A 14174-nucleotide genomic window follows, 5' to 3' on the forward strand; every position below is an offset into this window, starting at 1 on the left:
CGAGCGGGCGCTCGATCTCGTTGACCGGGCGCTCGGTCACGTCGAGCGGGCGCGGCCCGTGCCCGACAGGGCATGGGTGAGCAGGGCGACGTAGTCGTCGATGTCGGGACAGATCTCCGACGACGTCGTCAGCGAGACCGTCACCGTGTCGCCGAGTCCATGGATTCCGTGGGTGAGGCCCTGGGCGGGGGACAGCGCCGGGAATCCGGCGGTGGACAGCACAGGAGCGCCGGCGAGGTCGAGGTCGGCGGGCCCGCGATCGACCGATGACACCACGGTGATCCCGGTCATCGTCGTCGGCGGTCGCATCGGGTCGAACAGTGCGATGCCCCAGCATGCCAGGCGTGCCGGGGTCGCGTCCTCGGCCCGACGCGCCGCCCGGCGAGCCGGATCGCCGGCTCGTGCGCGTCGGATCTGTCCGGTGATGTCTGCCGACAAGTCGATGCCGACATTGCGGAAGTTGTTGCGGCACTCACCGTTCGGACGTTCTCCGATGGTGACCTCGACGACGGGCCGTAGATCGGGGTCGTCGTCGAGGTATGCCGGCAGCGCGAGTGCGATCGCCCGAAGTACCGAAACGGTGACACTGTGGCCACTCGCGGTGAGCTCGGCACGGCCGACGGTGATGGTCCGGAGCAGCCGATCCGGACCGGGTGGACGGTTGAGCGAGGTCGGCGCCACACCCGCGGGCGCGCGTCGGTCGGGTGCCGTCCGAGCGGCGGCAATACCGCGGAACACGTTGTCGGCCAAGCCGATCGGGAAACGGGCCAGACCGAGTGCAGCAGCGGCGATCCCTGGGACACCGGTTTCGGACCAGGCGTCCGGCCGAGGCCGGAGATCGGGCGCCAACAGCTCCCGTGCGATCGACGAGGTCCGTCTGCCGTCGCCGACGGCGTGCGAGATCTGCAGGACCATGACACAGTGCTCGTCGTCGACCGGACCGAACAGATGGATACGCCAGGTGTGTCGGGTGGGGTCGACCTGATCTGACATCAGTTCGCCGAGCCGATCGAGGCACCCCTGCCACGTCCACGGGCCATGATGGATTCGCAGTTGCTCCGCTTCCGGTTCTGCGCCGACCCAGTAGGGGCGGTCGAGGGTGCCCGGGACCTCGCGAATCCGCAGGGTCAGATCGGGAACCCGCGACGCGCGCCGAACCAGCATCTCCGCGATGACATCGAGTGGCGGGTCGGGCAGGTCGAAAGTGTACAGGAGGAACTGATCGGACGGAATCCGCGACGCCATCCAGTGCGCCCGCGCATCCACTGGTTCCATCCGTCGCACCCCGACACGGTAGCCGGTACCCGGCGGGTGAATTCGGGCGCCCGGTCGACGTGGTCGACCGCCCGGCGTATGGCTCAGTCGTCGGCTCAGGGCGACTCTCGGTGGGTGGTGCGTCCGGCCACATGCGGGGGCACCGCCTCGGCGGGTCCCTTGGGGGCGCGCGTCAGCCGCTTGGGCAGACGGTCGGCGAGACCACCGAGCGGTGACACCGTCTGATTCAGCAGTTCCACCGTCGCCGACAACTCGTGCACGGTGTCCTGCATCGCGACCAGGCTCGGCGCGAGCTGACCGATCACCTCGGTGAGCTCGGTGATCCGGTCGAGCGGACCGCCCGGGGCGATGGCACGTTCCACGGCCCCCTCGGCGCCGAGGAGCTGATCGAGCAGTCCGTCGTCCTCGGCCGCACGGTCCAGCACCCCGCCTGGTGCGGTCAGTTTGTCGAGTACGCCGTCGGGTGCGGTGAGTTTGTCGACGATGCCGCCCTCCGACGTCAACCGCTCGAGGATGCCGTTGTCCTCGGTCATCCGATCGAGGATTCCGCTTGGGGCGGTGAGCTTCTCGAGCAGGCCGTCGGTGGCGGTCAAGCGGTCGATCACCCCGCCTGCCACCAGCAACCGTTCCAATGGTCCTCCGGAGGCGATGATCCGGCCGAACGGCCGGTCCGGACCGAGGAGTTCGGCGAGCTGGGCGAGTAGGGCCAACGGCGCCCGGACGTTGGCGAGCTCGTCGTCGGACATCCCGAGCGCGTGGTTGACCTCGTACTGGACGTTGCTGGTGGTCAGCCGCGCGATGTTCAGCGCCGATTCGGCTGCGGTCAGCGTGACCCCGGTGACGGCGAATCCGAGCTGGAACGGCAATTCCACGAGCTTGCGGACATCGAGTCCACCGCGGTTCGGGGTGGAGGAACCGGAGTCTGAGCCCATTGCCGAACCCTAGCCCTTGCCGCCGGCGTCCTTGGCGGCTTTGGCCGCCGCCTTGGCCGACTTCTTGAACTCGCGCACCTTCTGCAACGACTCCGCGTCTGTCACATCGGCAACCGACCGGTATCCCTTCTTGCCGTAGTCGCCGACCACGGTGGTCCACCCCGCCGGCGTGACCCCCAGCTGCTTGGCCACCAGGGCGGTGAAGATCTTGGCCTTCTGTTCGCCGAATCCCGGCAGGTCCCGGACCCGCGCGAACAGATCCTTGCCACTGGTGGCCTCGGACCAGATCTTCGAGGCGTCACCGTCATAGGTGTCGACGACGATGCGGGCCAACTGCTGGATGCGTCCGGCCATCGACCGCCCGTACCGGTGGATGGCAGGGGGAGTGGCGCAGAGGTCGGCGAAGGCATCGGGCTCGGCGTCGGCGATCGCGGCCGGATCGAGGGTGCCGAAGCGTTCCTTGATCTTCGCGGGTCCGGCGAACGCGCGTTCCATCGGGAACTGCTGGTCGAGCAACATTCCGGCGAGGAGTGCGAACGGGTCGGTGGACAGCAACTCGTCGGCGACGGGATCCTGGGCAATCTGCAGTTTCGCCATGGGCCCATCCTAGGGCCCCTACACTGTGGCCCATGCCGCAGTCCGGGTCCCTGGGGTCATCGTCGTCCGCCGTCGTTCGCACATCCTCGGTAGGCCGCCGCGTGCTCGTGGCCCTCGTGACGATCGTCGCCGCGGTGTCGGTGCTGCTGACCGTGACCACGACCACCGCATCGGCGCTGCCGAACCCGGAACCGAACTACGTCACGACGATTCGCTGCGACAGCGCCAATCCGTGGCCTGCCCCGCGGATTCCGGTGTGGGTGGACGTCTTCAACGAGATCGCCTTCCCGTCCGATGGCCTGCCCGGCCCGGCGATCGCGCTGATCGGATCGTCCCGGGCCAAGCAGGCGGTCCTCGATTTCACCGTCGAGGTGCGGGTCACCTGGCGCAATCTGCGGACGGGCCGGCAGGGAATGGTGACCGTGCCGAGCCGGGCACCGGTCGTGACCTGGCAGGTGGTCGTGCATCCGGGGTCCGGTCCGGTGGCGTTCACCATCCACCAGAAGATCGGGGCCCTCGCCGTCGTCCCGATGGTCAATCCGCAGTATTCGAGCTGTTCGGGACGCGCGCTCGCCTGAGTGCCCCGCCGGGTGCGTCCGGGGCGGTGGAACCGGCGTACCACAACTCCCCGTGGTGTGTGCGCCGATTCCGCTCGGGATGAGGAGGGCCACCGAGTAGCGTGACCCGTAGTCGTCCGACCACCCGACGTCGGGCCCGTGCAGATGAGGTCAACTCGATGTCAGAAGCGCACAACAGATCCGAACAACACCGGGCGGAGATCGCGGCCCAGCACACCGCCAAGGTGATCGGGGTGTCGGTGGCCGCGGCCGTGGGCGGCTTCCTGTTCGGTTTCGACAGTTCGGTGATCAACGGAGCGGTCAGCTCCATCCAGAACACATTCGGATTGGGCTTCCTGCTCAACGGATTCGCCGTCGCGATCGCCCTGCTCGGCTGTGCGCTCGGCGCATGGTTCGCCGGTCGACTCGCCGATCTCTGGGGTCGCAAACGGGTCATGCTGCTCGGCTCGGGGCTGTTCATCATCTCCGCCATCGGTACCGCCTACACCCAGACGCTCTGGGATCTGCTGCTGTGGCGTGTGCTCGGCGGACTCGGCATCGGCATCGCCTCGGTGATCGCCCCGGCCTACATCTCCGAGATCGCACCGGCGCGCTACCGCGGTGCCCTCGCCTCGATGCAGCAGCTCGCGATCACCCTCGGTATCTTCGCCGCACTGCTGTCGGATACGTTGCTGCAGAACACCGCAGGCGGCCCAGAGAATGTTCTGTGGTGGGGCCTGGAGGCGTGGCGGTGGATGTTCCTCGTCGGCGTCGTGCCGGCCGTCGTCTACGGTCTGCTCGCCCTGTCGATCCCGGAGTCACCGCGATACCTGGTGGGCCGCAATCGCGATGAGGAGGCCGCGCGCATCCTGCAGGAGGTCACCGGCGAGCCGAACCCGCTCGACCGTGTCAAGGAGATCCGGCTGACCGTCAGGCGTGAGTCGTCGGCGCGGCTGGCCGACATCCGCGGTCCGTCGTTCGGTCTGCATCCGCTCGTGTGGGTCGGCATCTGGCTGGCCATCCTGCAGCAGTTCGTCGGTATCAACGCCATCTTCTACTACTCGACGACGCTGTGGGAGTCGGTCGGATTCAGCACCGACGACGCCTTCACCACTTCGGTGATCACCGCCGCGATCAACGTGGCGATGACCTTCGTGGCCATCCTGTTCGTCGACCGGATCGGCCGTCGGATCCTCCTGCTGGGTGGGTCGATCGGCATGTTCATCGGCCTGGTCATGGCGTGTGTGGCGTTCACCCAGTCGATCACCACCACCAGCGCCGAGGGCGAGCCGACGACGTCGCTGCCCGACCCGTGGGGTGTGATCGCCCTGATCGGCGCCAACCTGTTCGTCATCGCCTTCGCGGCGACGTGGGGGCCGGTGATGTGGGTGATGCTCGGCGAGATGTTCCCCAACCGTATCCGCGGTGTGGCGCTGGGCGTCTGCACCGCCTTCAACTGGCTGGCCAACTTCACCATCTCCATGCTGTTCCCGCAGATGTCCAAGGTGCTGGGCCTCGGCTGGATCTACGGATTCTTCGCCTTCTGTGCGGCAGCGTCGTTCTTCTACGTCCGCGCGAAGGTGCACGAGACCAAGGGTATGGAGCTCGAGGAGATGGACGCCTTGGCCGAGTCCGAGCTCACCCACATCACCGGGAAGCACCTGGCGTAGGAGCATATCGCTGATTGAGTCGCGAGTCCGTCCGCTGATCGAGCCGGGACCGAGCCGGAAGACGAGGACCCGTGTCGAGATCTTCGTAGTGTCGGGGGTTGTCGACTCGGCCAGTGAGGTTGTTGCGCAGAAGTTCTCGTGGTCGCTCCAGGTTGTTGTTGGAGCGGGACGTCGCGGCTGCTCAGTGGATGGGGCGCGGTGTCTTCGACAACCCGCGGATCAACAGGGCCTGCGCGGTGAAGTAGCTTGCCAGCACCCAGATCTCGCCGGCGATGCGCAGCGTCGGATGGTCGATCAGGTGCTGGCGGTTGAGGATGGTCAGATCCGACGCCAGGAACAGCAGTCCGCCGACGTGGAGTCCCCGGCCGGACGGGTCCCCGCGGTGGTCGAGGTCGGCGGCCAACGCCGACATCGCCGCCAGGGTGTTGCCGTAGGGGCCGAGCACCGGCAACAGCCGGGGCCGGTGGTAGGCGACGATCGCTGCGGACTCGCCGAGCACGGCCATGCGTGGGGCGAGTGAGCGGGCACGGATGCGCGCACCCCGGCGAGCCATCAGTGCACAGTACGAGAGCTGTGCCACCGCGAAGAGCGTTGCACCCCAGGCCAGCCGGGCGTCCTTGGTGGTCAGCGGCGCCGATACCCCCCGACGACGCTGCCGATCGTCGGGGGCGAGGGGGGAGAACTCCTCGAGCATCATCGCGCGATCGCCGGCCATCGACGCACCGACAGCGGCGGCCAGCAAGGCATTGTCCAGCGCTGGGCGCTCCCGCCAGCCGCGGGCCGCCGCCCCCGCCACCAACAACATCGGCAGCGGTTTGGTGACGGCGGCAGTGCGGCGCGAGCCCAGTGCGCCGGCTGCGGTGGCGACGACTGTCGCCGCACCGAACAGCAGTCGATTCACCTGGTCACCCGGGTCACGAACTGTCGGATATCGTTGTCGGCCATCGTCTGTGCCTGTGTGGCGTCCGGGGTGAGATAGGTCCGGGCGGTCACCCGGCGGTCGGCGACCCGAGCGTCGTTGATGTACTTCAGGGTCACCGGAACCACCACATTCGGGTCCTGCAGGGTCTGAGTCATCAGCACCGGTCGGGTGAATCCGCGGGTCGGCAGCTCCGACGCCGAGTTGAGGATCGTGGTGAGCTCATGGTTCCCCGACAACGGTTTGCTGAACAGCGAACCGAGCGTCACGGCGCCGATGGCGCGGGTCAGATCGGCGGCACACAGGCTGGTGGCCTTGGTCATCCAGCTTCGTCCGGCGGCGGTGAGGTAGTCGTCGAGACCCACCGCCGGATGGGCGGTGCGGATGGCGGCGAGGGTGTAGAGCGCCTCGGTCTCCAGACCTGCGGGCAGATTGGTGGTGCTGGGCCCGAGATTGCCCAGCAGTGAAGCGAATTCGGCCGGGATCGACGTCGCTGCGGCGCCGCGGAAGTCGAGTGCGGGGCCCTGATCGGCGGTTGCGCTGCGTGCCAGGACGATTGCGGCTGAGGCACCCTGGCCCTCGCCGACGGCGACCCACGATCGCGACAGCTCCGCGGACACGTCCTTGCTCGCTCGAACGGCGTCGACGATGTTCTTGGCGGTGGTCGGGATGTCGTAGTACTGAGGGGTTCCCGGGGTGCCGAGACCGCTGTAGTCGGTGCTGACCACGGCGTAACCGCGCGACAGCCAGCTCCGCAGCGCGTCGACGTCGGCGTCGGTGGGGTGGACCGACGGCGCACAGTCGTCGGCCAGCCCGCGCGAGCCGTGCGCCCACGCGACGACGGGGTACCCGCCGCGGGGTGCGGCGGCACTCGGCAGATACACCGACCCGGTCGTCAGGTGCGGCTGACCGTCCGCGCCGGTCGACCAGTACGTGAACTGATTGCCCGACCGGGCGCCGGCGAGCAGACCGTTGCCGGGGATCGGGCGATTGGCGAACACCGACCCCGCCGATTGCGCCGCCGACCGAGCGGTCGTCGGCGCGGTCGTGGGTGTCGACGGTGACGTGGTGCTGTCGGTCGGGGTGGTCCCCGACGGTGTGATGGGGTCGGCGGACGCGATCACGGTACCGGTGACCGCTGCGGCGGCCACCACGGTGGTCGCCAGGATGGCACCGGCGAGGCGGAGGCGGGCGGCCACCTGCCGGGGGCGTCTGTTGACGGTGATCATTTCGCGTCGACCACGCCGATCGCGGGCAGGAAGTAGCAGGTACGGTCGCCGTTCTGCGCGGTGCCGTAGACCGCGGACAGGATGGTGCCGTCGCCGGTCTTCACCGGCGCCAGCCGGATCGCGCCGAGTGCGGGAAAGACCTTGGTGAGTGCGGCGTTCTCGGTCCCGGCGAGTAGTTCGAGGTCGGCGACGCCGCCCTGCAGGGTGTTCACGTTGAACCAGGCGACCTGCATCTTGCCGCCGGTGGTGGCGGAGGCGGGCACGAAGGCATAGCCGGTCTCACCGTCGTCGACGATGTTGATCGGCGTGACCGGCTTGAGGCCGATCAGGCTGAGCAGATCGTTGAGCGGGGTGGTGGGGTCCTGTTGGAGGGGCCACGGTCCGGCGACCGCGCCGGCGCCGGCGGTGACGATGCCGAGCGGGTTGTCGTCGGTGGGCGTGGTGCAAAACGGTGCCACCGACGGGGTGAAGGTCTGGATCCCGGCCAGCTTGAGCAGTGTCAGGGGATCGGTGCCGGCGGCGGGGTGGGCCGAGGTCGCGGCGGACACCGTGGTGGGCGAGCTGAGGCCCAGCTGACCCAGCAGGCCGGTGATCTGGTCGGGGGAGATCTGGCCGATGCTGCCCTGCACCAGTTGCGCGGCCTGGATCAGCATCTGATCGGCGCCGGCGGCCTTGAGTGAGCGGACGGCCTCGGCGAGCCGGCTGTCGAGCGGGACGGCACCGAGCTGGATCTGCTCCAGCAGCGACTCGGGGGAGCTCGGGGTGGACGGCGTGGCGGGTGCGGACGGGGCGGGCGGAGCGGCGGGCGCCGCGGGCGCGGCCTGTGCGAGGCCGCCACCGAAGGTGACGCCGGTGGCGACGGCGAGTCCGACGATGCCCGCACCGAGGCGCCGGGTCCGTGGTCGGCGGGTCTGCGGCATCCCCGTCGACGGGGTGTTCGGTGCGGCGGCCATGATCTCTCCTCAACGGCAAATCGTCCCACCGGTACTGGGTGGGACGGATGTGACAGATGTTGCTTGTGTTAAACCAGATCACGTTTGACGTTGGCGTGGCAAGCCGAGTGTCCGAGCTGTGACATCCCCGCGATCGGCGGGAGACCGCTTGGTGTGCAGCACTTGTGGGTCGCCGGTCGATGTGGGCAGACGACGAGACCCCGGCCGGATGGCCGGGGTCTCGTCGGACTACGGGTGGGTGCCGATCAGATGATCGCGATGCCGATCGTCGGCGCGATCGGGCAGGAGGTCACCTTGCCCTTGTTCTTGGTGGTGACATCGCCGTAGATGGTCGAGATCACGCGTCCCTTACCCGTGGTGGCGATACCGGTGAAGGTGCCCGGGCCGGAGGTGGCGTTGATCTTGGCGTTGCGCTTGAGCTGCAACTGGCCGGTGCGCCCGTTGTCGATGTTGAGCCAGCTCACCCACAGGGCGCGAGCCGAGTTGTTCACCGCGGGTCCGGTGCCGAGGCTGGTGTAGACGTACCCGGCCTGGCCACGCTTGGGGCCCGGGGCGGGCGCCTGCTGCGGGCCGGCGGTGACCAGGGCGCGACCCAGCGAGTTGCCGCCGGTCGGGCTGCCGTTGCCGGGCATGCAGCCGAAGCCGAGGGTCGGGTACAGGAATTCCTGGATCTTCGGGGCGTTCGGGCCGCTCGGGATCTCCGGCTCGCCGGGCTTGGCCACCTTGCGCTCGGCGACCTGATGGGCGGCGAGCTGCTGCTTGCCGGGCTCGCCGAGGAAGTCGATCACCGACTTCCAGATCTGCTTGACCTCGGTCGGCAGCGTCGGGTTGTCGGCGAGTACGGAGGCCTGGCTCAGCAGGTCCGCGTTCACCCGGCCGTCGGGTCCGGGGGTGGTCACCGAGCCGATGATGGCCGGCGCGAAGGCGCCAAGGGAGTCGAGGGTGCGCTGATCGGGCGCGGGCACAGAACTCGGGGTCAGGCCCTGGTCGGCCGACTCCGTGGCGGAGGTCGTTGCTGCCGGTGCGGTCGATGCCGGGGCCGCGGAGGCGGTCGACGGCGTGGCGACGGCGGGGATGGCGAACGCCGCGACGGCCGCGGTTGCGGCGATCAGGCGGCGTGATCGGCTCATCGGTGCTTGCAGGCGCACGAGGTCTCGTCCTATCGATTGTCGTTGTGTGCCGCGGGTTTCACGGCGCACGCTGGCGTTCTCCGTACTGCGGACGTCCCCCCGACACCCTGAGAGCACATCGGCGGTCCCGGTCACCCGGGCTTGTACCCCGGGACGGGCACACCGCGGACGTCGCGGGACATTCTAAGCCCCGCGGGAGGGTCGCTGTCCAGGCAGCCTAACGCCGCCACGGTGTTACGGATGGGGCTGGTGATGCAATTGTTATGCAGGTGATTTGTGGTCGGCGGGTTCCGGGGTGACGGCCACACCCGCTCACGCGGACCACCTGGTTAGATCGACGGAGTCAGAGACGGAATTTGGATCGACGGGGGCGTTCGGAAGAACCCCGGTACCGATCGTCCGCCAACGTCATCGCCAGGGAGTCCAGTGAGCGCACCGCAGTCCATGGTTCGTCCGGCCCGCGCGGCCGCCGCCCGGTTCGGTATCCGAATGGGGGTGCTCGTCGGTGCCCTCGCGATCGGAGCCGGTCTGCTGACCGCCTGTGGTGACGACTCGAGCTCGACCACCGAGGTCACGATGCTCACCCACGACTCCTTCGAGCTGCCGCAGGAGGTGCTCGACACCTTCACCAAGGAGACCGGTCTGACCCTCAAGATCGTCAAGTCCGGCGATGCCGGGCAGCTCGCGTCGACGATCTCGCTGACGCCGGGGTCTCCCAAGGCCGACGTCGTGTTCGGCATCGACAACACCTTCGCGTCGCGTCCGATCGAGGCGGGCGCCCTCGAACCCTACGCGGCGCCGGCCGCCGCCGACGGTGCCGCGGAATATGCGATCGCTGATTCCAACCATGAGCTCACCGCCGTCGACCGTGGCGACGTCTGCCTGAACGTCGACGACAACTGGTACTCCAGTCGCAATCTGAAGGCGCCGACCAGTCTGCGGGACCTGCGGGATCCCACCTACGCCGCACAGGCCGCGCTGCTCGATCCGGGGACCTCGTCGCCCGGCATGGCCTTCCTGCTCACCACCGTCGGCGTGTTCGGCGACGACTGGGAGAACTACTGGCGACAGGTCTCCGCCGGTGGCGCGGCCATCGTCGCCGGGTGGGAGATCGCCTACAACCAGCTGTTCAGCGCCGGCGAGGGCAAGGGGCCCAAGCCGATCGTGCTGTCGTATGCGTCGTCGCCCGCGGCCACCCCGGGGACCAGTGCGCTGCTCGACAGCTGCTTCCGGCAGATCGAATACGTCGGCGTTCTGCGCGGCGCCCGTAACGAGGACGGTGCGCGCAAGGTCGTCGACTTCATGCTCAGCCAGACCGTGCAGCGGGCGCTGCCGTCGTCGATGTACGTCTACCCGGTGCAGAAGAACACCCCGCTGCCCGACGGTTGGGCGCAGCGTGCACCGGTGCCGCAGTGGACGGTGAGCCTTCCGCCGGCCTACATCGCGCAGAACCGTGAGGCGTGGCTGCGACAGTGGCGCGACGCCGTCGGCCGGTAGCCCGGAGGCGGTCGGTGGCTCTGAGGCCTCGATCAGCGGTTCCGAGGCCTCGGTCGGGGCCTGCGGGCCGCGCGTCGACGCCTGAACGGCTGGGGCGCGTGGCGCTCGTCGGAATCCCCGCACTGTTCCTGGGGGTCCTGTTCTGCTGGCCGGTCGGTGCGCTCGTCCACCGCGCCGTCGAGGTCGCCGGTGCGGGCGACTCGGTTCCGGAACTGCTTCGTCGTACCCGTGCCCTGGACCTGCTCGTGGTGACGCTCGCCCAGGCAGGGGCGTCGACGCTCGCCGCCCTCGTCCTCGCCGCACCGATCGTGTGGCTGGCCGCGCGGCTGCCAGGGACCGGTTCGGTGGTGCTCACCGTGCTGGTCACGGTGCCGTTCGTGCTGCCGACCGTCGTGGTGGGTGTGGCCTTCCGCGCACTGTTCGCCGGCCCGCTCGCCGGATTGGGGATCGGCGACGGGTGGGGAGCGGTACTCGCCGCTCACGCCTTCCTCAACGTCGCCGTGGTGGTGCGGGTGGTGGGGGCGACGTGGCGGTCGCTCGACACCCGGACCGCGGAGGCCGCCCGCACCCTGGGCGCCACGCGATGGCGCGCCTGGCGGACGGTGATCCTGCCCCGGCTGATCCCCTCGATCGCAGGGGCAGCGGCCCTGGTGTTCCTGTTCTGTTCCACCAGCTTCGGCGTGATCATCATCCTCGGCGGCGGCCGGTTGCGGACGCTGGAGACCGAGATCTACACGCAGGCGATCGGCTACTTCCGCATCCCCGAGGCGGTGGCGTTGTCGTTGCTGCAGATCGTCGTCGTGGTGGCGGTGCTGGTGATGACCCGCGTCGTCGGCGGCGCTGGTGGCAGCGCGACGGCGGGGGAGGGGCGCCGGCCGCCGCCTGTCCGCGGGGCGGAGTGGATCGCGGTGGTCGCGGCGTCGGTCTGGGCGGTACTCGCCCTCGCCGGACCGATCGTCGTGCTCGCGCTGCGGTCGGTGCGACCGAGTTCAGGCGGGTCGTGGACGCTCGTCGGCTACCGTTCGCTCGCCGATCCGGTCAACGGGATCACCCCGCTCGAGACCCTGCGCTACTCGCTGAGCACCGCCGTGCTCGCGATGCTGATCGCCGTGGTGGTGGGGCTGCTCGCGGCGATCGCGCTGCACCGCACCCACGGGGTGGCCGGCGCGGTCGGCAACCTGATCGCGATGATCCCGCTCGGGGTCAGTGCGGTGACCCTCGGCTTCGGCTATCTGATCGTGCTGGCCTCGCTGCCGTCCGACGTCGCGGCGTCGCCCCTGGTGATCCCGTGTGTGCAGGCGCTGATCGCGATTCCGGTGGTGATCCGGATCATCATCCCCGCACTCGAGTCGGTGCCGGCGCGCCTGCGCGAGGCCGCGGCCACGCTGGGGGCCGGTCCGATCCGGGTCTTCGTCACCGTCGATCTCCCGATGATCGGACGATCCGTCACCGCCGCAGGTGGTTTCGCCTTCGTGATGGCGCTCGGCGAGTTCGGCGCCACCAGCTTCCTGGCGCGCGCCGACACCACCACCCTGCCGGTACTGATCGGTTCGGCGCTCAACCGCCCGGGCGCGGATGCGCTGGCCACCGCGATGGCTGCGTCCATGCTGCTGGTCGTGGTGACCACCGCGGTGGTGGTGGCCGTGGAGGTCTTCCGACCGCGATCGGGGAGACTGATCTAGTGCTCGAGACCGACCGACTCCGCGTGGCCTACGGGTCCGACGTCGTCATCGACGATCTCACCTGGGCTGCCGGCGGCCCCGACTCGCTGGTCACCGCCTTGCTCGGCCCGTCCGGCTGCGGCAAGTCGACGCTGATCCGGGCGGTCGCCGGACTCGAACGACCTGCCGCGGGTGTCATCCGCTTCGCCGGACAGGACCTGGCACCGATCCCGGCGCACCGCCGCGACTTCGGGGTGGTGTTCCAGGACGGTCAGTTGTTCACCGGGCGCACCGTCGCCGCCAACATCGCCTACGGGCTACGGATCCGCCGCCGTTCCCGCGCCGAGATCGCGGCTCGGATCGACGAACTCCTCGAACTGGTGCACCTTCCCGGGATGCAGACGCGCCGCGTCGACGAGCTCTCCGGTGGGCAGGCGCAGCGTGTCGCCCTCGCCCGGGCCCTCGCCCCGCGTCCGCGGCTGTTGCTGCTCGACGAGCCGCTCGCGGCACTCGACCGGCGCCTGCGTGACAGCCTCGCGATCGAGATTGCCGAGATCGTCCGCGCCACCGGCACTCCCACCATCGTCGTCACCCACGACCACGGGGAGGCCGCGCTCATGGCGGACTCGATCTCGGTGATGCGCGAGGGAGCGATCGTGCAGACCGCGCGGCCCGGCAGGCTCTGGGCGGCGCCCGCCGACGAGTGGACGGCACGATTCCTGGGCTGCGCCACCGTGATCGACGCACGACGTGATGCCGACGGCGCCGTTCACACCGACCTCGGGCGGGTGGCTATCGATCTCCCCGGCGCGACGGCGCGGCTGGGCCTGCGCGCGGAGTCGGTGGCGGCGAAGCCGGTGACCGATCGCGACGGTGATGCCGTCGGGACGGTGGTCGCGGTGGCGGACCTGCCCACCGGCGCCCGACTGCGGGTGGCGTCACCGATCGGCGAGATCGATGCGAGTGCGTCGGGGTCGGTGACGCTCGGCGACCGCGTCGGCCTGCGACTGGTCCCGGAAAGGGTTGCGGTGGTCGGACGGTGATCGGATGCGATGGGGGGACCGGAGACGATGGGGGCCGGCGGCATGTGGTGGCCGGTGCCGTCCTCGGTGTCGGCGACACCGCGGGGACACTGCTCCTGGCGCAACGGGACCGGCCCGCTGCGGTGGCCGGGCTGTGGGAACTGCCCGGCGGCAAGGTCGAGGCGGGTGAGACCGACGCGCAGGCCTTGCACCGCGAACTCGTCGAAGAGCTCGGTGTGCAGACCGAGGTCGGGGGACCGCTCGCGGGCCAGGTGATCCTGTCCGCCGAGCTCGTCCTCGTGGCCCGCTGGGCTCGGATCGTCGACGGCGAACCGGTCGCCCACGATCACCGCGCCCTTCGCTGGGTGGATGGCGCCGAACTCTCCCGGATGGCCGATGCCGGGGAACTCGTCCCCGCCGACACCGGATGGGTGCCCGAACTGGTTGCCGCGCTGACTCTCTGAGGGTGTGGAGTTGCAGTGTTCGATATTTCGATGCACCGCGGTTGCTGGTTGAGTCGACGTGGAGGGTGGCGACAGGTGCGTCACCGGGTTTCGGCTCGGGTCGTCGCCTCGCGGCTCGGTGTCGGCTCAACCGTCAACGGGCAGTTGCTGGTTGAGTCGGGTTTCGACTCGGGTCCTCGCCGCGCGGCTCGGTCTCGGCTCAACCGTCAACGGGCAGTTGCTGGTTGAGCCGACGCGGAGCGTAGCGACAAGTCGTGTCGAAACCTTC

Annotated in this window: 13 protein-coding genes; 6 read left to right on the forward strand and 7 right to left on the reverse strand. The window is 69.4% G+C overall.

The annotated features are described in order from the left end of the window. Window positions 1-36: 36 nt before the first annotated feature. The 3 genes from ACWDUA_RS21785 to ACWDUA_RS21795 form a co-directional block, all read right to left on the reverse strand. Window positions 37-1275, reverse strand: coding sequence for a wax ester/triacylglycerol synthase domain-containing protein (locus tag ACWDUA_RS21785; RefSeq protein WP_449753097.1), 1239 nt, complete (start codon window positions 1273-1275; stop codon window positions 37-39). Between the two features lie 95 nt (window positions 1276-1370). Continuing rightward, window positions 1371-2207, reverse strand: coding sequence for a hypothetical protein (locus ACWDUA_RS21790; RefSeq protein WP_449753098.1), 837 nt, complete (start codon window positions 2205-2207; stop codon window positions 1371-1373). Window positions 2208-2216: 9 nt separating this feature from the next. Next, window positions 2217-2804 (reverse strand): HhH-GPD-type base excision DNA repair protein, encoded by a 588-nt coding sequence (locus ACWDUA_RS21795; protein WP_449753099.1) that lies wholly within the window; start codon window positions 2802-2804, stop codon window positions 2217-2219. Between the two features lie 32 nt (window positions 2805-2836). Here ACWDUA_RS21795 and ACWDUA_RS21800 point away from each other — a divergent pair, with 32 nt between their 5' ends. Then, window positions 2837-3382, forward strand: a complete 546-nt coding sequence (locus ACWDUA_RS21800; RefSeq protein ID WP_449753100.1) for a hypothetical protein — start codon at window positions 2837-2839, stop codon at window positions 3380-3382. 101 nt (window positions 3383-3483) lie between these two features. Next, window positions 3484-5031 (forward strand): sugar porter family MFS transporter, encoded by a 1548-nt coding sequence (locus ACWDUA_RS21805; RefSeq protein WP_449753101.1) that lies wholly within the window; start codon window positions 3484-3486, stop codon window positions 5029-5031. A gap of 181 nt (window positions 5032-5212) precedes the next feature. On the opposite strand, the gene ACWDUA_RS21810 is transcribed toward ACWDUA_RS21805, so the two are convergent. The 4 genes from ACWDUA_RS21810 to ACWDUA_RS21825 form a co-directional block, all read right to left on the reverse strand. Then, window positions 5213-5932 (reverse strand): lysoplasmalogenase family protein, encoded by a 720-nt coding sequence (locus tag ACWDUA_RS21810; protein WP_449753102.1) that lies wholly within the window; start codon window positions 5930-5932, stop codon window positions 5213-5215. Continuing rightward, window positions 5929-7179 carry a lipase family protein gene (locus tag ACWDUA_RS21815; RefSeq protein ID WP_449753103.1) on the reverse strand — a complete coding sequence of 417 codons (1251 nt, stop codon included), beginning with the start codon at window positions 7177-7179 and terminating at the stop codon, window positions 5929-5931. The genes ACWDUA_RS21810 and ACWDUA_RS21815 overlap by 4 nt, the downstream gene beginning before the upstream one ends. Continuing rightward, window positions 7176-8132, reverse strand: coding sequence for a hypothetical protein (locus tag ACWDUA_RS21820; RefSeq protein WP_449753104.1), 957 nt, complete (start codon window positions 8130-8132; stop codon window positions 7176-7178). The genes ACWDUA_RS21815 and ACWDUA_RS21820 overlap by 4 nt, the downstream gene beginning before the upstream one ends. 245 nt (window positions 8133-8377) lie before the next feature. Beyond that, on the reverse strand, window positions 8378-9262 hold the full coding sequence (locus ACWDUA_RS21825; protein WP_449753105.1) for an Rv1157c family protein: 885 nt from the start codon (window positions 9260-9262) through the stop codon (window positions 8378-8380). Between the two features lie 489 nt (window positions 9263-9751). On the opposite strand from ACWDUA_RS21825, the gene ACWDUA_RS21830 reads away from it, so the two are divergent. From ACWDUA_RS21830 to ACWDUA_RS21845, 4 genes are all read left to right on the forward strand, one after another. Next, the gene (locus ACWDUA_RS21830) at window positions 9752-10759 is read left to right on the forward strand and encodes a thiamine ABC transporter substrate-binding protein (protein WP_449753121.1); all 1008 of its coding nucleotides are present in this window, start codon (window positions 9752-9754) and stop codon (window positions 10757-10759) included. Window positions 10760-10857: 98 nt separating this feature from the next. After that, entirely contained in the window at window positions 10858-12441 is a 1584-nt protein-coding gene (locus tag ACWDUA_RS21835; RefSeq protein ID WP_449753106.1) for an ABC transporter permease, read from the forward strand. Beyond that, window positions 12441-13463, forward strand: coding sequence for an ABC transporter ATP-binding protein (locus ACWDUA_RS21840; RefSeq protein WP_449753107.1), 1023 nt, complete (start codon window positions 12441-12443; stop codon window positions 13461-13463). The genes ACWDUA_RS21835 and ACWDUA_RS21840 overlap by 1 nt, the downstream gene beginning before the upstream one ends. After that, window positions 13460-13906, forward strand: coding sequence for a (deoxy)nucleoside triphosphate pyrophosphohydrolase (locus ACWDUA_RS21845; protein WP_449753108.1), 447 nt, complete (start codon window positions 13460-13462; stop codon window positions 13904-13906). The genes ACWDUA_RS21840 and ACWDUA_RS21845 overlap by 4 nt, the downstream gene beginning before the upstream one ends. Window positions 13907-14174 lie beyond the last annotated feature (268 nt).

The organism is Gordonia sp. NPDC003376, from assembly GCF_053589235.1.

Coding starts and splice junctions, on each gene's coding strand:
- ACWDUA_RS21785 (WP_449753097.1), bottom strand. CDS start 1,275: ATGGAACCAGTGGATGCGCGGGCGCACTGGATGGCGTCGCGGATTCCG.
- ACWDUA_RS21790 (WP_449753098.1), bottom strand. CDS start 2,207: ATGGGCTCAGACTCCGGTTCCTCCACCCCGAACCGCGGTGGACTCGAT.
- ACWDUA_RS21795 (WP_449753099.1), bottom strand. CDS start 2,804: ATGGCGAAACTGCAGATTGCCCAGGATCCCGTCGCCGACGAGTTGCTG.
- ACWDUA_RS21800 (WP_449753100.1), top strand. CDS start 2,837: ATGCCGCAGTCCGGGTCCCTGGGGTCATCGTCGTCCGCCGTCGTTCGC.
- ACWDUA_RS21815 (WP_449753103.1), bottom strand. CDS start 7,179: ATGATCACCGTCAACAGACGCCCCCGGCAGGTGGCCGCCCGCCTCCGC.
- ACWDUA_RS21820 (WP_449753104.1), bottom strand. CDS start 8,132: ATGGCCGCCGCACCGAACACCCCGTCGACGGGGATGCCGCAGACCCGC.
- ACWDUA_RS21825 (WP_449753105.1), bottom strand. CDS start 9,262: ATGAGCCGATCACGCCGCCTGATCGCCGCAACCGCGGCCGTCGCGGCG.
- ACWDUA_RS21830 (WP_449753121.1), top strand. CDS start 9,752: ATGGGGGTGCTCGTCGGTGCCCTCGCGATCGGAGCCGGTCTGCTGACC.